General features: G+C 33.9%; 22 protein-coding genes. 14 read left to right on the top strand and 8 right to left on the bottom strand.

The window, feature by feature from the left end; all coding sequences use genetic code 11:
* Positions 1–33 precede the first annotated feature (33 nt).
* A complete protein-coding gene (locus K7G79_RS11585; protein WP_223551749.1) occupies positions 34–1,167 on the bottom strand; it encodes an ATP-binding protein in 1,134 nt (377 codons plus the stop codon).
* 246 nt (positions 1,168–1,413) lie between these two features.
* On the opposite strand from K7G79_RS11585, the gene K7G79_RS11580 reads away from it, so the two are divergent.
* The 10 genes from K7G79_RS11580 (at position 1,414) to K7G79_RS11535 (ending at position 12,322) form a co-directional block, all read left to right on the top strand.
* A complete protein-coding gene (locus tag K7G79_RS11580; protein ID WP_223551748.1) occupies positions 1,414–2,499 on the top strand; it encodes a DUF4382 domain-containing protein in 1,086 nt (361 codons plus the stop codon).
* A 187-nt stretch (positions 2,500–2,686) separates the two neighbouring features.
* Positions 2,687–3,688, top strand: a complete 1,002-nt coding sequence (locus tag K7G79_RS11575; RefSeq protein ID WP_223551775.1) for a MoxR family ATPase — start codon at positions 2,687–2,689, stop codon at positions 3,686–3,688.
* A 77-nt stretch (positions 3,689–3,765) separates the two neighbouring features.
* Positions 3,766–4,632: a DUF58 domain-containing protein gene (locus K7G79_RS11570; protein WP_223551747.1), complete on the top strand. Its 867-nt coding sequence runs from the start codon at positions 3,766–3,768 to the stop codon at positions 4,630–4,632.
* A gap of 15 nt (positions 4,633–4,647) precedes the next feature.
* Positions 4,648–6,309 (top strand): BatD family protein, encoded by a 1,662-nt coding sequence (locus K7G79_RS11565; protein WP_223551746.1) that lies wholly within the window; start codon positions 4,648–4,650, stop codon positions 6,307–6,309.
* Positions 6,310–7,317 (top strand): VWA domain-containing protein, encoded by a 1,008-nt coding sequence (locus K7G79_RS11560; protein ID WP_223551745.1) that lies wholly within the window; start codon positions 6,310–6,312, stop codon positions 7,315–7,317.
* A gap of 55 nt (positions 7,318–7,372) precedes the next feature.
* Positions 7,373–8,407, top strand: a complete 1,035-nt coding sequence (locus K7G79_RS11555) for a VWA domain-containing protein (protein WP_223551744.1) — start codon at positions 7,373–7,375, stop codon at positions 8,405–8,407.
* Positions 8,408–8,473: 66 nt separating this feature from the next.
* A complete protein-coding gene (locus tag K7G79_RS11550; RefSeq protein ID WP_223551743.1) occupies positions 8,474–9,331 on the top strand; it encodes a tetratricopeptide repeat protein in 858 nt (285 codons plus the stop codon).
* 67 nt (positions 9,332–9,398) lie between these two features.
* Positions 9,399–9,776: a four helix bundle protein gene (locus K7G79_RS11545; RefSeq protein ID WP_223551742.1), complete on the top strand. Its 378-nt coding sequence runs from the start codon at positions 9,399–9,401 to the stop codon at positions 9,774–9,776.
* Between the two features lie 19 nt (positions 9,777–9,795).
* Entirely contained in the window at positions 9,796–11,571 is a 1,776-nt protein-coding gene (locus K7G79_RS11540) for a BatD family protein (protein ID WP_223551741.1), read from the top strand.
* Position 11,572: 1 nt separating this feature from the next.
* Positions 11,573–12,322: a tetratricopeptide repeat protein gene (locus K7G79_RS11535; RefSeq protein WP_223551740.1), complete on the top strand. Its 750-nt coding sequence runs from the start codon at positions 11,573–11,575 to the stop codon at positions 12,320–12,322.
* Here K7G79_RS11535 and K7G79_RS11530 read toward each other — a convergent pair.
* The gene (locus tag K7G79_RS11530; protein ID WP_223551739.1) at positions 12,319–12,837 is read right to left on the bottom strand and encodes a CvpA family protein; all 519 of its coding nucleotides are present in this window, start codon (positions 12,835–12,837) and stop codon (positions 12,319–12,321) included. The genes K7G79_RS11535 and K7G79_RS11530 overlap by 4 nt on opposite strands.
* A gap of 92 nt (positions 12,838–12,929) precedes the next feature.
* Here K7G79_RS11530 and K7G79_RS11525 point away from each other — a divergent pair, with 92 nt between their 5' ends.
* Positions 12,930–13,286: a hypothetical protein gene (locus tag K7G79_RS11525; protein ID WP_223551738.1), complete on the top strand. Its 357-nt coding sequence runs from the start codon at positions 12,930–12,932 to the stop codon at positions 13,284–13,286.
* Between the two features lie 116 nt (positions 13,287–13,402).
* Positions 13,403–14,422: a phenylalanine--tRNA ligase subunit alpha gene (pheS, locus tag K7G79_RS11520; RefSeq protein WP_223551737.1), complete on the top strand. Its 1,020-nt coding sequence runs from the start codon at positions 13,403–13,405 to the stop codon at positions 14,420–14,422.
* Between the two features lie 4 nt (positions 14,423–14,426).
* Here pheS and K7G79_RS11515 read toward each other — a convergent pair whose 3' ends face one another.
* Positions 14,427–15,422, bottom strand: coding sequence for a serine/threonine dehydratase (locus tag K7G79_RS11515; protein WP_223551736.1), 996 nt, complete (start codon positions 15,420–15,422; stop codon positions 14,427–14,429).
* Between the two features lie 89 nt (positions 15,423–15,511).
* On the opposite strand from K7G79_RS11515, the gene K7G79_RS11510 reads away from it, so the two are divergent.
* A complete protein-coding gene (locus K7G79_RS11510) occupies positions 15,512–15,907 on the top strand; it encodes a hypothetical protein (protein ID WP_223551735.1) in 396 nt (131 codons plus the stop codon).
* An 11-nt stretch (positions 15,908–15,918) separates the two neighbouring features.
* Here the strand turns inward: K7G79_RS11510 and K7G79_RS11505 are convergent, their stop codons facing one another.
* Positions 15,919–17,139, bottom strand: a complete 1,221-nt coding sequence (locus tag K7G79_RS11505) for a glycoside hydrolase family protein (protein WP_223551734.1) — start codon at positions 17,137–17,139, stop codon at positions 15,919–15,921.
* 3 nt (positions 17,140–17,142) lie between these two features.
* Positions 17,143–18,144, bottom strand: a complete 1,002-nt coding sequence (locus K7G79_RS11500) for an NAD(P)H-dependent glycerol-3-phosphate dehydrogenase (protein ID WP_223551733.1) — start codon at positions 18,142–18,144, stop codon at positions 17,143–17,145.
* A gap of 131 nt (positions 18,145–18,275) precedes the next feature.
* Between K7G79_RS11500 and K7G79_RS11495 the strand changes: the two genes are divergently transcribed.
* Entirely contained in the window at positions 18,276–19,211 is a 936-nt protein-coding gene (locus K7G79_RS11495) for a nicotinic acid mononucleotide adenyltransferase (protein ID WP_223551732.1), read from the top strand.
* Positions 19,212–19,303: 92 nt separating this feature from the next.
* Here the strand turns inward: K7G79_RS11495 and nadD are convergent, their stop codons facing one another.
* The 3 genes from nadD to K7G79_RS11480 are packed head-to-tail and all read right to left on the bottom strand — an operon-like array spanning position 19,304 to position 21,372.
* Positions 19,304–19,882 (bottom strand): nicotinate (nicotinamide) nucleotide adenylyltransferase, encoded by a 579-nt coding sequence (gene nadD, locus K7G79_RS11490; RefSeq protein ID WP_223551731.1) that lies wholly within the window; start codon positions 19,880–19,882, stop codon positions 19,304–19,306.
* 10 nt (positions 19,883–19,892) lie between these two features.
* Positions 19,893–20,480: a guanylate kinase gene (gene gmk / locus K7G79_RS11485; protein ID WP_223551730.1), complete on the bottom strand. Its 588-nt coding sequence runs from the start codon at positions 20,478–20,480 to the stop codon at positions 19,893–19,895.
* Positions 20,481–20,514: 34 nt separating this feature from the next.
* Positions 20,515–21,372: a YicC/YloC family endoribonuclease gene (locus K7G79_RS11480; protein ID WP_223551729.1), complete on the bottom strand. Its 858-nt coding sequence runs from the start codon at positions 21,370–21,372 to the stop codon at positions 20,515–20,517.
* Between the last annotated feature and the right edge of the window lie 780 nt (positions 21,373–22,152).

The raw sequence follows: 22,152 nt of genomic DNA, 5'->3' as shown, positions 1-22,152 counted from the left end.
ACATATGTTAATTAAACGCAAAACTTTTTCACCTTAGCTATATTGTACTTTTCTTAGTACACGCAAAGACTCTTTGTAAAGGAAATAAAGGTCGCTATCATACGATTTTAAATAAGCTTTGGACTCGTTAAGCTTGTTTATTGCTTCTGGAAATGCATTAAAATGACAAATTAAATAAGTAATAGGTAAGTTTTTTAAATCATTTACCTCATGTTCTGTTAATTTAATTCCTTTCTTAAGTTTATTCAAAATACTATTATTGTTATTGTAAAGGTGAAAGAGTATTTTTTTGTCAAATTGAGGTGGTTCAAATAACAACTTGGTTTCTATACTATAATTGGCGTTGTCTGAGAAGTAAATTAGGGTCTCTTCAAGCTTATAATATTTATTTGTGTTTTGAAGCCCAAGATTAACATATTCAACAATCTTAAAACTATCGTCGTTTATTTCAATTGACACTTCATCTAATGCAGAAAAGAAGAGTTTTACTTGTTCGTTAATTAATTCTATATCTACTCTCGAATAAAACGTTTCTTCTTTAACCACCTTTTTTTGTCCTGCCCAACAAACCACAAAGTATTCTTTAAAAACCTTGTATTTAGGATTATAATCAACACGCTTATTCATAAAATCAATAACACCATCTAGAGTATGTTCAATATTATTTTGGGCATTATTTTCTATAGCGGAAACAATTTGGGAATTAATATCTTTTACTTCAATATCAAAAACTTTAGGCATACTCATACTGCCTTCCCTAAAAAAGACGGAACCTCCATAATATTTCCATATGTTTTTTCTAAGTGAAGTAATTTTATTGTTCGGCCTTATGGTTACCAAACCAACAACTTTGTTACCTGTTAAATGGGGAAAGGGAATGTTTTCATATTGAACTATAGGAGGATTGCTTAAATACGCATTAATGAGGTTTTGAATTTTACTGTCATCAAAAAAATCTACACCTACAATATGATTGTCTTCATCTTCTACTCCAATAACGATATATGAATTGTTTTTAGGGTTGCTATTGGATAGTGCACAAATATGCTTTAAAAATTTAGCCTTACCTTCTTTATAGCTAATATCAACCTTTCTCTTTTTGTCATAAAAGCTATTTTCATCATTATGAGCCAAAAGATGTTTTATAAGTAAGCGTTTATTAATCATAAAAAAGTAACGGGTCTTTTTTTATATAAAGTTAATTTTTTAAGCTGTTTATACACTAAATATTCAACGGAAAAATAGTGTGGTTTATTTAAGCAGTCAACACTTTACATAGTTTTTATGCATTTAATGTATTAAACTCTAGAAAGAGGTTTTATTATTGTAATATTGTATTAAAAAATTGGGTGTAAAATCCAAGACGCTTTTTTATTCGTAGATAAAAATACATGAACTAAAAAACATTCGTATATGAAAAATTTAAAAATTTTAAAGTTTATCTTTCCATTATTCATTTCAACACTTTTCTTTTCTTGTAACGATTCCAATTCAGATGGAGTAAAAGCAGCCCCTACAATTTCAGTGAGGTTGGTCGATGCTCCTGGTGATTATGAGGCGGTTAATGTTGAAATTGTTGATGTGATGATTAAGATGAATGATGACAGTGATGATGAATCAAGTTGGATGTCCCTTGACGCTAATGCCGAAACAGTTAATTTGTTAGATTTTACAGGTGGCATTAGTAAGGTATTAGTTGATAGATTTCCTATCCCAGCCGGGACATTAAGCCAAATGCGACTAGTTCTTGGTGATGGCAATACCATTGTAATTAAGGACGAAAACAATGCCGATGAAACTTTTGATTTGAAAACTCCTAGTGCACAACAATCAGGGTTAAAGGTTAAAATAAATGCACTTATTGAAGAAGGGTTTACCTACGATTATATATTGGATTTTGATGTTGAGAAATCCATAGTGCATGCGGGCAACTCGGATAACATTATTTTAAAGCCTGTTTTGTATGCAAGCGCAGAGGTTAGCTCAGGAATTATAGAAGGAACTGTTGCTCCAGAACTTGCATTGCCTGCCACAGCTTCTGTTATAGTTAATGAAGGCACTGAAGATGAATTTGAAATTACTGCTCAAACAGATGATAGTGGAGCTTTTGCTTTATGGGGTGTGCCTGCAGGGACTTATAATGTTTCGGTGATATCTTCTAATGCCGATTATGCTTCTGGAAGTGCAATGGATGTTGTAGTAGTTAACGGAGAAATTACAACCATAACAGATTCTATTGAATTAATGTTGAAACCAGGAACTATTAGTGGGACGGTTACAGGAGTTGATGGAGGTGTGGTCATTACGATAACTATTGATGATGCTGATACTACAAGTGTTGAAGCTGATGATGAAGGCAATTACCTTATTGAAAATGTTGCTCCTGGAAATTATAAAGTAACTATTTCTGCTGAGGGTTATGTAACTCAGGAATTTGATGTTACTATAGATCCGGATGAAGATGAAATAGTTGATGCAGAATTAGTAGCATCTTCATAAACTACAAAATGTAATATATAGACAAGAGCAACACTTAAAAGTGTTGCTCTTGTGGTTTTTAAGGATCATTAATGCTTGTAGCATCAATATTTTAACCAATCATTAACATCATGTCCCAAATTATTTTAACAATTTGCAATGCTCAAATAAGCATGTTATATTCGGGCTTTTTAAAATTTAACAAATGATGGAAGATACAAGTACAATTGACATTAAGACGATTAACGAGAAAATTGAAAAAGAAAGTGCTTTTGTTGATTTATTGACGTTAGAAATGAATAAGGTTATTGTAGGGCAAAAGCATATGGTAGAACGCCTGCTTATAGGTCTCTTAGGTCAAGGTCATATATTGCTTGAAGGTGTGCCAGGTTTGGCAAAGACTTTAGCTATAAATACTTTGGCACAAGCAGTAGATGGTAGTTTTAGTCGTATACAGTTCACTCCCGATTTATTACCCGCTGATGTTACAGGAACATTAATCTATAACATAAAGGCAAACGACTTCTCTATAAAGAAAGGGCCTATTTTTGCCAATTTTGTATTAGCAGATGAGATTAACAGGGCTCCTGCCAAAGTACAATCGGCTTTATTGGAAGCCATGCAGGAAAAACAAGTTACCATTGGCGATGATACTTTTACCCTAGATAAACCATTTTTGGTAATGGCTACACAAAATCCAGTAGAGCAGGAAGGAACCTATCCGCTACCAGAAGCTCAAGTAGACCGTTTTATGTTAAAAACGGTTATCGATTATCCAAAATTGAATGAAGAACAATTAATCATCCGTGCCAATTTAAAAGGAGATTGGGATAAGGTTAATCCAGTGATTTCCCTACAACAAATTTTAAATGCACAAAAAGCTGTTAGGGAAGTGTATATGGATGAAAAAATTGAAAAATATATTTTAGACATCATTTTTGCAACACGATACCCAGAAAAATATAAACTTGCCGATTTAAAACCTTTAATTTCCTTTGGAGCATCACCCCGAGGAAGTATTAACCTTGCTACAGCTGCTAAATGTTATGCCTTTATTAAGCGACGTGGTTATGTTATTCCAGAAGATGTTCGTGCCGTGGTTCACGATGTTTTGCGACACAGAATAGGGATTACCTACGAAGCTGAAGCAGAGAATGTAACTTCAGTAGATATTATCAACAAAATCGTTAATGAAATAGAAGTACCTTAATCAGTAGACAGTATTCGGTTTACAGTTAAATAATTTTTACAACTATAAATGGGTTACTGCAACTACATGCTGAAAAAATGGATACTAAAGAATTACTAAAGAAAGTACGTAAGATAGAGATTAAGACACGCCGGTTGTCTGATCATATTTTTGGAGGTGAATACCATTCTACCTTCAAAGGGCGTGGTATGACTTTTAGTGAGGTTAGGCAGTACCAATTTGGTGATGATGTTAGGAATATTGATTGGAATGTTACCGCGCGCTATAACGAACCTTTTGTAAAGGTTTTTGAAGAAGAACGTGAACTCACTATGATGCTAATGGTAGATGTTTCAGGATCGAAACTCTTCGGAACTATAGAACAGTTTAAAAATGAAGTCGTCACAGAAATAGCAGCGACTTTAGCCTTTTCAGCAACACAGAATAATGACAAAATAGGATTGATTTTGTTTTCAGATCAGGTAGAACTTTATATTCCACCTAAAAAGGGGCGCTCACATGTATTACGTATTATTCGTGAATTGATAGAATTTGAACCAGAAAGCAAGAAGACCAATTTAGCTGAGGCTTTAAAATTCTTAACCAATGTAATGAAGAAAAAAGCCATAGTATTTGTATTATCCGATTTTATTGTGGACAATTACGATCATACTGTGAAAATTGTCTCAAGGAAACACGACGTAACAGGAATTAGGGTCTATGATAAGCTTGAAGAGTTTATTCCTAATTTGGGTATGGTGCAAATGCTGGATGAAGAAACTGGTGAGCTTATGCTGGTAAATACATCTTCAAAGCAGGTTAGGCGTAATTATGAAAAATTCCACAGGGAAAAGGTTAATTATTTTAAAGAAAGTTTCTCGCGATCAGGAGCAGGAACTATTGATTGTAGGGTTGATGAAAGTTATGTGAAAAAATTATTGGGATATTTTAAGCAAAGGGGATAAAACGATTAACGATTTATGAATTACGATTTTCGAATTATGAGAATAAAAGCATCGGTCATCGGTCATCGGTCATCGGTCGTGTTTTCTGTATTCTTTATTCTTTGTTCTTTATTCTCATTTGGTCAAGTTACATCATCAATAGACTCCACTTCCATTACAATAGGAGAACAGATTACCTATAAAGTTGAAGTTGAAACCGATACAACAAACATGGTAGTTTTCCCCGAAGGGCAAACCTTTTCACCATTGGAAATGATAGAGTCTTACAGGATTGACACTATTAAAAATAGCGATAAATACAACCTGATTAAAAAATATGCCCTAACTCAATTCGACTCTGGGGCATATACTATTCCAAGCCAAAAAATACTTGTAGGGGATAAGCCCTTTTTCACCGATTCATTAAAAGTTGAGGTTAACAATGTTGTTGTAGATACAACCAAACAGGGGCTTTATGATATTAAACCAATAATTGAGGTTAAAAAGAAAGGGAGCAATTGGTGGAAGTATGTTTTGATAACCCTACTGATAGTTGGTGTTATTGCCTTTTTAATGTATTGGTTTATTTGGCGGCAAAAACCTTTGACCGAAGAACAAAAAATAGCCTTGTTACCGCCTTATGACAGAGCTAAACTAGCTCTAAAAAAATTAGATGAAAGTCATTATTTAGAGCAGGCTGAACTGAAAGAATACTATTCAGAACTAACACTTATCATTAGAAAATATTTAGATGAAAAGGTATACGATCATTCCTTGGAAAGTACTACCGAAGAATTGATAAGCAGGCTACGGTTATTAAGGGAAGGGAATCAAATAGATTTAAGCCAAGACACCATAAAAAATATAGAAAGTATATTACGACGTGCCGATTTGGTAAAGTTTGCCAAGTCTATTCCAGATATTGCTTTAGCTGAATTGGACCGAAATACGATAGATACTGAGATTGACCATGTAAAAGAAGTCTTGCCAGAACCAACAGAAGAAGAAAAGTTGTTGGATGAGAAATATAGAGAAGAGCTTGCGAGAAAGAAAAAACGCCGTAAAATTATGGCTACAACAGTAGTTGGTATATCATTGCTCATAATGTCTTTTATTGGCTTTTCACTTAAATACGGTTTTAATTATGTAAAGGATACCATTATTGGGCATGACAGCAAAGAATTATTAGAAGGCGATTGGATAACTAGCCAATATGGGGTGCCCCCAGTAACCATTTCTACTCCTAAGGTTTTAAAAAGAACTGAGGTTTCATTGCCAAACGAGTTAAAGCAACAAATGAGTATGACTTTATTTGCTTATGGTACACTACTAGATGAATTTAGTGTTGTTGTTAATACCACGTTATTAAGTAAGCCTCCAAAAGATGGGATAGATATTGAAAAGACAATAGAAGAGAGCTTAAAGGGTTTAGAAGCTCAAGGAGCAAAAGATATAATAACATTCAATAATGAGTTTGCGACACCTAATGGAGCAGAAGGAGTCAAAACCTATGGTACTTTAAAATTCGATGTGCTTAAAACAGGTAATTTTGTTGAAGCCAATTATGTCATGTTACATTTTATTTCAGAAAATGTGATTCAGCAAATTATGATTACCTATCCGTTAGACGACGTATATGCCGACCAGATTATTGAACGCATTTTAAACTCAATAGAACTAAAACCTGAAGAAGCATAAATGTTAGAAGGTATTGAATTTTTAAATAAAGAGTTTTTTTGGTTGTTGTTGGTGTTACCTGTAGTAATCCTGTGGCACTTAGTAAAGCGCAACAAACTAACCCCTGAGCTTAAAATATCCAGCTTAAAAGGGTTTAAAACTACTGCATCTTGGTTACCAAAATTCAAACACGCGCTTTTTGTTCTAAGGCTTTTGTCATTAGTACTATTAATTACAGCATTGGCTAGGCCACAAACGGTTGATGTTTCTACAAAAACAAAAACTACCAAAGGGATAGATATAGTTATGGCTATAGATGTTTCTGGAAGTATGTTAGCTAAAGATCTGTTACCAAACAGACTGGAAGCCTTAAAAAAAGTTGCTGCCGATTTTATAAAAGGTAGACCGAATGACCGAATTGGATTAGTGGAATATGCAGGTGAAAGTTATACCAAAACACCTATTACGAGCGATAAAGCCATTGTACTTCGTTCATTAAATAGTATAAAATACAACAATATTATTGAAGACGGAACGGCTATTGGCATGGGTTTGGCGACTGCCGTAAATAGGTTAAAGGATAGCAAAGCAAAGAGCAAGGTTATTATTTTATTGACAGATGGTGTTAATAATTCAGGATTTATAGATCCTAAAATAGCCAGTGAATTGGCTGTGGAATATGGCATAAAAACATATACCATTGGTATTGGTACTAACGGTATGGCATTATCGCCTGTGGCAAGAGATCCTAGAACTGGAGATTTCCAGTATCGTAGAATTCAGGTTGAAATAGACGAAGCTCTTTTAAAGGAAATAGCCGATGCAACGGGAGGCAAATATTTTAGGGCAACCGATAATAAAAAGCTAAAAGATATTTATGACGAAATCAACAAACTTGAAAAAACAGATATAGAAGAATTTAAGTTTTATAACTATGAAGAAAAGTACAGGCCCTTAGTACTTTTTGCTGGTTTTTTATTGCTATTGGAGCTGATGATTCGCTTTACTGTTTTTAGAAGCTTTATATAATAAAACAAAAAAATAGTTTAGGGATTTGGAGTTTTAATATTGGAATTTTAGAAAGATGCAATTAGAAGAAAAAATATGGTTTTGGATTTTAGGAGTCATTCCTATAATTGTGTTATGCTTTTTGGTATTGCAACTTTGGAAGCACAATACCCAAAAGAAATTTGCAGATAAGACCCTGTTAAAAAGACTAAGCCCTAATAAATCATTATTTAAATCGGTGTTAAAAATAGCTGTCATTTGTTTAGTCTTTGCATGTATTGCTATTGCAATGGTAAATCCAAAAGTAGGCACAAAATTAGAAACTGTTAAACGAGAAGGCGTCGATATTGTTTTTGCTATAGATGTTTCTAAAAGTATGTTGGCCGAAGACATAGCCCCAAACCGATTGGAAAAAGCAAAGCAACTGGTCACTCAAATTGTAAATAACTTGGCGAGCGACCGCATTGGTATTATAGCCTATGCTGGCAAAGCATTTCCGCAGTTGCCTATTACAACAGATTATGCAGCGGCCAAAATGTTTTTGCAAAACATGAACACCGACATGTTGTCTTCACAGGGAACAGCAATTAACGAGGCTATTAAGTTGGCCATAACCTATTATGATGATGAAGAGCAGACTAATAGGGTTTTAATCATTATTTCAGATGGTGAAGACCATAGCGAGGCAGCTGCTCCAGTAGCAGAGGAAGCGCATGAAGCAGGAATTAGAATCTTTACTATTGGTGTGGGTGATGTTAAAGGCGGCCCTATTCCAGAGAAGAAAAATGGTATTGTTATAAGCTATAAAAAGAACAATGAAGGTGAAACTGTAATCACCAAATTAAATGAAGAAACCCTTCAAAATATAGCTCAAGCTGCTAACGGGGCATACATAAATGGTAAAAACACCAATGATGTCGTTGAAAGCATTAGAGAGATATTAAATAATATGGATAAAACTGAGTTTGAAGCCAAGCAGTTTTCCGATTTTAAATCTCAGTTCCAATGGTTTTTAGGTTTTGCCATTTTCTTTTTAGTGTTAGACATCTTCCTTTTGGAACGAAAAACGGAGTGGTTAAAAAAATTAAACTTGTTTAATGAGAACCTATAATTTTATAAATTTTTTAACGCACAAAAAAAGAGGGTTTTATATCTTGCTTAAAGAGATTCTTAAAAAATGAAGAAGATAATTTATATAGTGTTTTTGTTTAGTATTGGGATTTCCAGTTCCCAAGAGCTTGACAAATCCCAGAAGTTAGCCTTAAAGAAAGCCAATAACTATGTTTATGAAGGAAATAAACTTGTAGATAAAAATTTTGTTGAAGCAGAGATGGCTTATAGAAAAGCGATTTCAGAACAACAATCAACAGTTACGGGGAATTACAATCTTGGGAACTCGTATTACGAAAATGGGAATTTTGAGGAAGCATTGTTTCGCCATCAAGAAGCTATTAAACATACTAGTTCCAAGTCAGAAAAGCATAAGGCTTATCATAACATAGGAAACATTTTAATGCAAAATAAGAAGTGTAAGGAAGCAGTTGAAGCCTATAAAAATGCATTAAGAAATAATCCTATGGATGATGAAACACGTTATAACCTTGGCTTGGCCAAGATTTGTGCCGAACAACAAAAGGACCAACAAGACCAGAATAAAGACGACGAAAATAAAGATAAAAACGAGGACAAAAAAGATCAAAAACAGGATCAAAAGGATCAGCAGGACAAAAAAGATCAAGAAGGCGATAATAAAGAAGAAAACAATGAGGACCAAGAGGGCGAAGACGATAAAAAAGATGGCGAAGACCAAAAAGATGAAGACGGAAAGCCCAAAGACGAAAATCAGGATAAGGGCAAGAAAGGAGAAAAAGAAAAGGAACAGCCACAACAGCCTAAACCACAACCTGGTCAATTATCGCCTCAACAAGTAAAAAGTTTATTGGAGGCCATGAATAATCAAGAACAGAAAGTTCAGGATAAAATAAATGCCGAAAAGCAAAAAGGCATAAAAATTAAGACAGAGAAAGATTGGTAGAGAGTTAAGAGTTTAGATTAACAATTAACGATTTCAGAATTTATAATTGAATTCTTTTAATGAACAAATGAAAACTAATGACCTAGAAGATAGAATAATTGATTTTGCCGTTGATATAATAGATATTACTGAGCATGTGAAAAATAATTATGCAGGTAATTATTATGGAAACCAATTAATACGATCTTCGGGTTCTCCAGCATTAAATTATGGAGAGGCTAGAAGTGCTGAATCCCATAAAGATTTTGTTCATAAAATGAGAATTTGTCTAAAGGAGTTAAGAGAATCATTTAATTGCTTGAGAATAATTAAAAAATCTAATCTTTTTCTTGGAAATGAAGTACATATAAATAAAGCTATAGACGAAAACAATCAGTTAATTTCAATTTTTGTAGCTAGCATAAAAACATCTAAGAACAATAATTCAAATTTCAAAAGTCGTTAATCGTTGTTCGTTAATAATCATGAATAGTATCAAAAACATACTTATTTTATTATTGCTTTTAGTTACATCGTTTACTTTTTCGCAAGTAACATTTGAAGCTAAGGTTAGCAAGAAAACACTTGGGATAAACGAACGCTTACGTGTCGATTTTGAAATGAATCAAGATGGTGATAATTTTAATCCGCCTGGTTTTTCTGGCTTTACTATTGTTGGTGGCCCTAACCAATCGGTTAGTAATTCCTGGATCAATGGTAAGAGAACATATAAAAAAATATATAGTTATGTTTTAGCGCCAAAAAAACGTGGAGATTTTACCATAGGCCAGGCATCGATAACAATTGATGACGAAACCTTTAAAACCATACCAATAGATATTACTGTTACGGCTGCTGTAGAAAAGCCAAAAGACCCTAATGACCCTAATTATATTGCTTCAGAAAACATCCATTTAGTTGCAGAAATATCTAAAACCAGTCCGTATTTAAATGAAGCCATAACGGTAATTTACAAGTTGTATTTGGCACCCAGTATTAATCCTTATGACGTAAATGTCTTGGATAACCCACAGTTTAATGATTTTTGGAACCAGGAAATTAAGTTAAAGGAATTAAAAATGGAAAAAGGCTCCTATAATGGAGAAGACTATAATTATATAGTATGCAAAAAGCTGGTTTTATACCCTCAAAAAACCGGTAAATTGGATATTGAACCGCTAAGCTTGAATGTAGTGGTGTCTGTACCAACCAATAGACGAGATATTTTTGGAAGCCGCATCATGACCCGTTTAAATACAACTGCTGTTAGTAGCAAAAGAATCATTGATGTAAAAGCCTTACCAGAAGCAGGTAAACCTGTTGACTTTACTGGAGCCGTTGGCGACTTCTCGTTTAAAGTAACAACCTCTAAAACCCAGTTGGATGCTACGGAATCCTTACAGGCCAAGGTTGAGGTGAGTGGTAAAGGAAACTTAAAACTGTTTAATCTACCTAAAATTTCTTTACCTAGTTCATTGGAAGTTTATGAACCAGAACACTCAGAAAGTGTTAGGACCAATTTAGAGGGTATGCAAGGCAGTATTAGCGATAACTATACTATCGTACCGCAATATAAGGGTAAGTACCCCATACCAAGTATCTCGTTTTCTTATTTTGATTTAGAAACGGAAAGCTATAAACGTCTTTCTTCTGAAGAAATAATTATCGATGTTTTGGACGGTCCAATAAACTCTAGCAATGGGAACAACAATGTAGTCTCAGATAATAATATAAAACAACGCATTGTTTTAAATAATGATCAGTTTAAGTTCATAAAAACTAAAACTAGTTTTACTGCAATAAGCACAGCACATTTCTTTAAAACTAAATTATTTTGGTTATTAGTGCTTTTGCCTTTTTTAGCTATTCCATTGGCTATGGTAATTAGAAAAAAGAAAAAAGACATGGCAGCGGACGTGTTTGGAAACAGAATAAGACAGGCAGATAAGTTAGCTAGAAAGTATTTGGGTAAGGCCAAGAGAGAACTTGGGAAAAAAGAAGCCTTTTACATTGCTCTAGAAAAAGCTTTGCATAATTACCTTAAGGCTAAATTACATATTGAAACAAGTGAATTAAGTAAGGATAGAATCAAGGCTTTGTTAAAGGATAAGGGAGTAGATGCTGAAGTAATTACAGGTTTCAACACTATTTTAGAGAGTTGTGAGTTGGCACGTTATACACCAATTACCACAGTAACCATGCAAGACGATTATAATAAAGCAGCAAAAACAATAACATTAATAGATAAACAGGCACGTTAACATGCGATACATTTTATACATCATAACGGTTTTGTTGAGCATCAATACAATGGCTCAAAACGAAGTGTTATTTAATGAAGCCAATACCCTTTATAATGATGGGAAATATGCTGAATCTATTGATATTTATAATCGCATTTTAGGTTCTGGAAAACACTCTGCCGAGTTATACTTTAATTTGGGCAATGCCCATTATAAATTGAATAACATAGCACCAAGTATTTACTTTTATGAAAAAGCTTTACAATTATCGCCAAACGATGAAGACATAAAAAATAATTTGGCATTCGCAAAAAATATGACAATAGACGATATAGACATTATTCCTGAAACCGGATTTGTCAAAATATTAAATAATATTACCCATTATTTTAGTTTTGATAGTTGGGCAAAAACCACTGTGGTTTTTGTGTTTTGTTTTGTAATCCTGTTTTTAGTTTACTATTTTTCTTATGGGTCTTTAAAAAAACGTATTACCTTTATGTCCAGTATGATGTCTTTACTCTTTTTCTTTATTTCAATAGCCTTGGCATTCCATAAATATAATTTGGATAAAAAAGACAGACCTGCTATAGTTTTTGTGTCAGAAAGTAAGGTGAAAAGTGAACCTAATTCCCGAAGTGAAGAATTATTTAGATTGCATGAGGGGGCAAAAGTCCAAATTTTGGATACCATTAATGATTGGAAAAAAATAAAACTTACGGATGGCAAAACGGGCTGGGTAGTTAATGATGATATTAAAGCCCTTTAGACAATTTCACTATCTAAAGAAGTTTTTTCTTCAACAGTTTCAATAATAGAAGGCAAGATTAATGGAATTAATGACTTAACAGGTTTGTAGAGTACCGATTTCTCTAAATCATCATCACTCATATATGACACGCTATTGTTTACCTTATCAAAAATAATTAGAAGGACACTTATAATTAATGCGTATTTAAATCCGCCAAAAATTGCTCCTAATAAACGGTTTAAAAGGCCTAGTGCTGCTAAATTAGCAAGTTTAGTTAAAGCCTTGCCAGCTAGAGTAATAGCTAAAACAATAATAATAAAAGTGATGGCAAAGGCAGTAATGTTTATGGTTTTTTCATCCCACTCGACTCTTTCAGATAAAAATTTGGCTGCAAAATTGCTAAAATGTACAGCACCATAAACACCAGCAATTAGCGCAACTATAGAAGCAACTTCAACAAAGAGTCCTTTTATAAAGCCATTAATAATGCCAAATAATATTAAAACAACTATAACAATATCTAAAAAACTCATGATGTAAATATATGTATAAATTCTTTTTTAATACCATATCTTAAAATAGATCAATAGCTTTCTTAACTTTGGACTTTGAAATTTAATAAGCTATGTCTAGAGATCAACAATTAAAGGAACGATGGGAAATGGTAGTCAAAAAGCTATCTAGTCAATTTGCTGATGGAGATTTATTAGATATTGATGCCATTATTTATTTAATAGGCGTTCAGGAACTGGGACAACTTCATAGAAGCTTTAAAAAAGACCAAAAGTTAGATCTCATGCATATAGCTATATGTAAACTTTTAACCCCTTATGGCTATTACGAACTTGATTTCGTTGATGATGATGGCTGGCCGCATTACAGGGCAAAAGCTGAGCTTCCTTTTTTAAAAGCAGGGGAACAAAGTGTTTTAATGAAAGAAGCCATTGTTAACTATTTTTTAGAAACAGAGTTTATAGATTGATATTAGGAAGCTTTCAGAACACTTCTATGTATAGTTTCCAGTTATGCCAATATTTTCATTAAATTTGCCCTCAATATTTTGAATACTGGAGAAAGAATCAGTACAAGAGAGATGTCATGATAGATAAGATAAAAGAACTTATTGCCGAAGTAGAAGTCTTTAAAGCCCAATCTAAAGAAGAAGTAGAAGCCTTTAGAATAAAATATTTAGGTTCTAAAGGACTTTTAAAGGAGTTTTATGGGGAATTAAAAAATGTTGCAAACGATCAAAAAAGGGAATTTGGACAAATTATTAATCAGCTAAAAAACACAGCTGAAGATAGAGTCAATACCTTAAAGGCAGAATTTGAAAGCAAAGAAGAAGAGAAGGGCGTTTATGGGGATTTATCGCGCCCTGGCGAGCCAATGCCGTTGGGTGCTCGTCATCCTATTTCCATTGTAAAGAATCGAATTATTGATATTTTTTCGCGTATTGGATTTAATGTAAGTGAAGGTCCAGAAATAGAGGACGATTGGCATAATTTTACTGCTTTAAATTTACCAGAATACCACCCTGCACGAGATATGCAGGACACTTTTTTTATTCAAACCAATCCAGATATTTTGTTACGTACCCATACCAGTTCGGTACAGGTACGTTACATGGAAAACAATAAACCACCTATACGTACCATTTCTCCGGGTAGGGTTTATAGAAATGAAGCCATATCGGCACGGTCGCATTGTTTTTTCCATCAAGTTGAGGGACTTTATATTGACAAGGATGTTAGTTTTGCCGATTTGAAACAAACCTTACAGCATTTTACAACCGAAATGTTTGGTAAAAGTAAAATACGTTTACGCCCATCTTATTTTCCATTTACCGAACCTAGTGCCGAAGTAGATGTGTATTGGGGATTGGAAACCGAAACCGATTATAAAATGACCAAAGGAACAGGTTGGTTGGAAATTATGGGCTGTGGTATGGTAGACCCCAATGTTTTGGATAACTGCGGCATCGATTCTAAAGAATACTCTGGTTTTGCCTTTGGTATGGGTATAGATCGCATTGCTTTATTGTTGCATCAAATAAGTGATATTCGTTTGCTAAGTGAAAACGATGTACGCTTTTTGGAGCAATTTAAGAGTGCACTATAATTTTTTAAAGCTTAAAAGGTTCGGTTGTTAAGCAATCATTTTGCCATATTTTGTTTGTAGTAGCTTGATCTATATTGGCACCTGAAAGGATAATTAAAACAGTTTTTTTGCCCTTTTGTTTTTGTAACCATTGAAAAGCAGCTTCCATTCCCAATGCACTAGTGGGTTCAATCCGCGATTTAAGTAAATGGGTGAGCCATTGTGTCCAATAAATGATAGTGTCTTCAGTGATCTCATAGAAATCGTCAAGTTGTTTTAAGTATTCAAAAGTAATATCACCTACCGCTAAGGTCATGGCACCATCTGCTAAAGTATTGGGCGCAGAAGATAACCGTTGAATACTGTTTTTTCGCAAGGATTCAGCAGCATCATTTCCAGCCAAAGGTTCAGCACCAATTACTTTTATGTTTTTGGATAAACCTCTAGAAGCTATCAAAGATCCAGATAACAAACCACCACCGCCACAAGGCCCAAATACCGCATCAACTTCTCCAATGCTATTCATGGCCTCTAAAGCGACTGTGCCTTGACCGCAGATAACTTGTTCATGATTATAAGGAGGAATCCAATAAGTGTCTGGGTTTTCTGAAGCTCGTTTCACCAAATCATCTGCCTCTTGCCTGGTTTCACATAAAATAACTTGCGCGCCATAGGCTTTTGTAGCCTGTATTTTTACTTTAGACGAATAGTCTGGCATGTATATGGTAGCAGGAATATCAAAACGATTCGCCGCCCAAGCGACTGCTTGGGCATGGTTCCCGGAACTGTTGGCAACAAAATGTTTCGGGGTGTGATGATTTTCAATTAGCCAAGCTATGGTGTTACAGGCACCACGAGCTTTAAATGCTCCTATCTTTTGGAAGCCTTCAGCTTTGAAATAAATGGTATGTCCTAGCCAAGTATTTAATAATGATGAAGTTAGTATAGGAGTTTCATTAACTAAACCCGAAATTCGAGATTTAGCATTTATAATATCCTTTAGTTCTAAAGTGCTATTCATAAAAGAATATAGCTTTCATAATCAATATTATAAAGATAACCTTTATAATACTGAAATGAATTATTTTTGAAGCTTATAATTTATGTTTAATGAAAAAGGATATTGAAATTCCTAAAGTTGAAGGCGTTTTTGTTGCTGTAGTGAATGAGTTTAACAACATCTATAATACATATGATTGGAATGCCTATATTATTAATGATAAAGAGGTTGATTTAGAGATGGTCATTATCGTTACCAGTGGCTATTCCCAAGATAAAACCACTTCGGTATTTAGAAAGCGTATCGATGTATTGCCCAAAAAGAGTTATGCCAAAATTGAACTCATGCAGGAGGAATTGTTTGCACTTAATAATACCTTTAAAGTTTCTTTTTTTGAAGGTAATCGAATGTTCGACAAGACCTACTTGTTTAGAAAAAACACCATTAACATCAAAGCATTACAGCCTATACCCTTAATGACAGAAAAAGGAGTCTTGGTTAAATAGTAAATCAGAGATTATTTTTTATTTTGTTGGGGTTTAAGAGGTATTTGCACATTAAACGTACTACCATCCTTAAGATTGCCTACATGAACTAAAGCTGAAGCACAGTATAAAGTGGTTGGAAAACCATTGTCATCAAACAATAATTGTGGGCGCTCTAAGTTCTTGACCTTTATGGTGTCGCCTAATTTAAGCACTACTTCCTTTTTCATAAACAATGGCTTTTCAGGTTTAGACCAAACGATACCATCAACCGACTCTAAAATCGCCAACGCAGGTTCATCATCTGTAATGCGCCCTGTAAAGTCTTTAAAAACCGCATAGAATTTTTGGTGCAAGTTGTGGTACCACACATAGGGATCTTCTGCTGAAGCTATAGAACCATCGTCCATCTTTATGTCGAAAACATAATTATCTAATGGAACAAACGGGCCTGTTGGGCTATCAGATATGGCTACTCCATGCACGCCGCGCCAATTGGGGGTGTATATATTACCTTTAAAATACAGCAAGTATTTGCCATCGGATGGACGTTGCACAACTGAAGGATTAACAACAATAATATTGTCGGGTTTGGTTATGGTGCCTTCGGGCGAAGGGTTTACAATATTATTAGGTTTAACTCGAGTTCGAGGCGATAGCAAAGGTGTTTCTGGGCGCTTAAAATTTCCAGTTAATAATTGATTAAAATCATCAAAAGTAATAACCCCTATCTTCTGATTTTGCTGCACACGGTCCCGCTTGCTTAGGTTATAGCCTGGAGAACCTTCTGCTTGTATTCCCGGATCACGAGAACCTATGTAGTAAAGATAGTATGTATTGTTAAACTTTTTAATATGCGGATTGTGTACCATCTGTGCATCCCAAGCTAGAGAATCTCCTGTTAACGCCTTGCCTTCTAAAACTATTTTTTGAAATTTAAAATCCCTATCGGGATAATCGGAAACGGCATAAGCAATTTTGGAATGTAGTACCCAAGATTGGCCAAAAGCAGGAAGCGAATCGCCACATTCCCAAGTACTGTAAAGCATGTGGTATTTGTTGTCATCACCTTTAACCACACTGCCACCCCAAACAAATCGACTTAAATCATTTAATACTGATGCACCTTCCAAAATAGAACCATTTACCTTGGCATCTATTGGCCCTGCTATAACATTTAGCTCAATAGTTTTCTTTGAGTTACAACTTAATATTGTAATAAGTAAAAAAATGCTAAAGAGACCAAACCTCATAGGTTAATCCAATTTTTCAGTTAGTTTTTTAAATACTTTTTTAGGGTTTTTGTTTTCATAAAGAATGCCATAAACGGCATTAATAATAGGGAGTTTCGTTTTATTAATATTTTTTTGGTTAAGTAAATGGGCGCTTTTTGTAGCATAATAGCCTTCAGCAACCATATTCATTTCCATCATGGCGCTTTTTACGGTATACCCTTTACCAATCATATTGCCAAACATACGGTTTCTTGAAAAAGTAGAGTAACCCGTAACCAATAAATCCCCTAAATAGGCCGAGTTATTGATGTTACGCTTTATTTTGTGCATTTTTTTAATAAAACGTTTCATTTCCCTAATGGAATTACTCATTAATACACTCTGGAAATTATCGCCATAACCTAACCCATGAGCTATTCCTGCTGCAATGGCATAGATGTTTTTAAGCATTACGGCATATTCCACACCTATAATGTCGTCACTAATTTTAGTTTTTATATAATCACTAGATAAGTTTTTAGCTATTGCCTTTGCCTTATTTGCGTCAGCACAGGAAATGGTAAGATAAGATAAGCGTTCTAAAGCAACTTCTTCGGCATGGCATGGCCCAGCTATTACGGCAATATTTTGGAAAGGAATGTTGTAAGTTTCGTTGAAATGTTCGCCCACCAATAATCCACTTTCAGGAACAATTCCTTTAACTGCCGATACTATTGTTTTGTTGGAAATGTCTGCATCAAGCTTTTTAAGTTCACTGTAAATAAAGGCTGAAGGAATTACAAAAATTAATACATCGGCATAGTTGGCTATCTCGTTAATGTTGTTGCTTAGCTTTAGCTGTTCCAAATGAAATTCAACCGAACTCAAGTAATTAGGATTATGCTGTTCCTTTAATAGATGTTCTTTGGTATATGCACTACGCATGTACCACCCCACTTCATTTAAATTTTCGCATAACATTTTTACTATGGCAGTAGCCCAACTACCTGCCCCGAAAACAGCATACTTTAAGGAGTTTTCCATATAAAACAAGGATTGTTAAATTCAAAAATAAGCAAAATAATGCTTATGGTTGAAGTTATGATTCATACTTAAATTAATTTTTGGCACGTGTTTTGGAATTGCTTAAACAGAAACTCAAAAAATGTTTGATTATGAAGACTGCAAAATTACTCTTAAGCCTATCGTTAATAGCAACCTTGTTTACCTCATGTTATACTGAAGTGATTGTTGAAGATGATCCAGGAATTTCGATTCATCAATTACTAACTTCACATGAATTGTGGTATGTCGATATAAATAGAACAATTGGCTATGGCGAAACCCCATTCTTACAAAAGGCGTTCACCATTTCATTTAGAAATGGCATACTATATGCCAATAATAATATAGTTGGATTAGGAGATACCGGAAACGGATTTGGTATTGATGTAGGTGAGTATAATGCCTATGATATGATTTTAGATGTGCATCACGATATTGACGGATTTGAAACTTTTGATGTGTATCAAATAGATAACAATACCATAGAGTTGTATAACCCTAATAATGATACCTCTTACTTTTTAGAGGGTTACCAACGTAGTAACTTCGATTACGATTTTGTATTCTACGATAACATTCATTATTTCCTGCAGGAGTACGAAGCTTGGGAAAAGACTTATACCAGTGAGTATGGAGTCTTAAATGAATTTGATAATGAAAACTATTTACAGTTTTTGGCTGGAGGTAATGACTCCGAATTTAGAAGCTCACAAGATGATTTTGGTAGGGAACCAGCCAATTTAATATGGGATTATACGGGTATTTATAGTGTAGGTGATGTAACGAACAATATGTACCTAAAAACTTTAACATTAGATTATGATTATTTCGACAATGAATATTTTGAATTAAGCGTTATAAATGATGGAAAGATAGAGTTGTTCCACCCAGCATCGGAGACGATATATGAATTTGAAGGCAGGGGCTATATACAGTATTTAAAAACTGCTAAAACAAAAGGCGATACCAATACCGGGACAACAGGTAAAATGCGTAAGTCTAGAAAAGATAAAGTGTCTAATCCAAGGGAAAACATAAGAAGTTAAACATATTTTGGTTGGTTATTTAGTTGAAAAGCCGTTTAAAGTGTCATGCTTTAAGCGGTTTTTTATATAATCAAAAGCTAAAACGGTGAAGCTTATTTATAAAAATTCATTTCATCCAAATACGACCAAACATGATCTGGCAGCATGGGTTTAACAAGTTTTCCTGCTTTAATGGATTGGCGTATAAATGTAGAGGAGATTTCCATGATGGGGGCATCAATAAAATGTACTTTATCGTGTTGGTGAAATTGGTTTTCAGTTGCATCTATAGAAATTCGGGGGTACACATATAAATGGTGCTCTTCTAAAATAAGCTCGAAGTTTTTCCATTTATGGAAACTCTTTAAATTATCCTCACCCATAATTAAGGCAAAGGTGTAATCTGGATATTTTTCCTGTAAATGTACCAGTGTATTGATGGTGTAGTTGGGCTGGGGTAGATTAAATTCAATATCGCTAGGTTTAAGTTTGGTATAATCTTGTGTGGCACGGTATACCATTTCCAAGCGTTGGTAATTGTTTAGTAAACTGCTTTTCTTTTTAAAGGGACTTTGCGGTGTCACTACAAACCAAACCTGATCTAAATCACTGTACTCTACCATGTGGTTGGCAATCACTAAATGGCCCACATGTATGGGATTAAACGAGCCAAAAAATAAGCCAACTTTCATTTACAGAAATTTAAGAATTTACAAAATCACCTATTAGTGTTTCAGCCTCTTGAAGGGCTTTCTCTAGGTTGTCGTTTTCAATAATCACGTCAAATAAAGGTGCTGTGGCCAGTTCGGCTGAAGCTTTGGCAACGCGCATGTTTATTTTGTCTTCACTCTCGGTCTTACGTTTTTTTAAGCGTATTTTAAGTTCGTCTATGCTTGGGGGTTTTACAAAAATGGCAATGGTCTGTTCTGGGAATTTACGTTTAATACGTAATCCGCCAGAAACGTCAATATCAAAAATAACATGTTTGCCCTTGGCCCAAATACGTTCAACCTCAGTTTTCAAAGTACCGTAAAAGTTATCACGATATACTTCTTCCCATTCTAGAAAATCCTCATTCTTTATTTTGTTTTTAAATTCCTCAGCAGATAGAAAATAATAATCCTTTCCATCTATTTCCTCACCTCGTTTGGTACGGGAAGTTGCCGATATAGAGAACTCTAAATTTAAGTGGTCTATACCCAATAAATGCCTTACAATAGTTGTTTTTCCAGAACCAGAAGGTGCTGAAAACACAATTAGTTTACCTTTTTTAGAACTGTTGCTTTCCACTAAAGATTTAAATTTATACTTGAGAAGTTATTACTTAAAGAACATTCAATAATTGCTCCTTTATTTTTTCGAGCTCATCCTTCATTTGAACCACCAATTGCTGCATGGGGGCATAATTGCTTTTAGAGCCAATGGTGTTAATTTCCCGACCTATTTCCTGACTAATAAACCCTAACTTTTTGCCGTTGGAGTCACTGGAGTTTAAGCACTCTATAAAATAATTTAAATGGTTTTTTAAGCGCACCTTTTCTTCTGTAATGTCCAATTTTTCAATATAAAAAATAAGTTCCTGCTCAAAGCGGTTTTCGTCAAACTTGTCTTTTAATTCTTCAACACTTTTATGTAGTCGCTCCCTAACCCCTTGAACTCGCTCGGGATCCATTTTAACAACCTCTTCTAGTATGGTGTCAATAGTATTTACCCTATTTCTAAAATCGGACTCCAAAACCTTACCTTCATCCAATCGGTGGTCATTTAAGTCATCGATGGCTTTTTTGATTTCAGCTTCAATCAGTTGCCATTCATTTTCATTAATCTCCTCACGTACTGTATTTAATGCATCTGGAAATCGAACTGCCATTTTAAGAAGCTCAATATCGTCACCATCAACAACTTGACTTAGTTGTTGTATGTACTGCTTAACAACAGGAGTGTTTATTTGAGTTGAGGTGTCTTCGGCAGTAGTTTCAACATAAATGGAAAAATCTATTTTACCACGTAACAGTTCATTAGCAAGCAATTTTCTAATCGCTAATTCTTTTTCTCTATAGATAGAGGGCATTCGTGAGTTTATATCAAGGTTCTTACTATTAAGTGACTTAAGCTCTATGGTTAACTTTTTAGTTGGTAATTGCAGTACAGATTTTCCATAACCTGTCATAGAATGTATCATAGACGGATGATTTAAGTTATGCAAAAGTACATGAATTTTTTCATTTGAAAATTCCCAAAAACATAATAGAAAATTTTATTGATTAATACTACAGGCGTTAAGACGAAATAGCCAATTATAAAAATTAACATTTAAAAAAGGGGATTTTGGTATAAAAGTTATTTTAAGATAAAAAATTACTTTCTCTTGAAGGGAAAAATTGAAACGATATAATGTTTACTAAAAAACCTAGGGGCAAAGAATTCAATCCAAGCCCCTAGTAAACTACATAAATAATCATCTTTCGACTAAATTATGTGACTAACTCAAAATAATCTTAACTACATTACAAATGTATATATAGAAGTGATATGCTGCTACTATTAAACAGACTAGAACTAATACTTTTTTTGCACTTTACAAAAAGTTTGTAATATTTTTCATTGTAATTGTATTTAAAGCTTTAATTCTTATCCATTATATAATTAAATGTTGCTCTAATAAGCTTATAAAGGAATTTCCAAGCAAAAAAAGTATATATTTTAGTTTTATAAATAGTAGTAAATTAGGTGTTGTAAACTTAAGTTTGTAAAGGAGCTTTATTTAAAGATTCCTTATAAAGTATTTTTTTGCTGATTTTTGAATTTAAGGTCAATGCTTTGTTTTATTAATCAATCATGGCAAAAGAATCTGTTAACAATAAATAATTATTGAGTTATTAATTTAAAATCCGTATTTTAATGCTTTAAAACATTAAGATATGGAACAATATGAAGGTAAAAATATACTAAACTTTGTAAA

The organism is Aestuariivivens sp. NBU2969, from assembly GCF_019931125.1.
Taxonomy (GTDB): Bacteria; Bacteroidota; Bacteroidia; order Flavobacteriales; family Flavobacteriaceae; genus Aestuariivivens; species Aestuariivivens marinum.
Note: the sequence above shows the minus strand (reverse complement) of the source record. Positions and strands in the feature narration are given on the sequence as shown.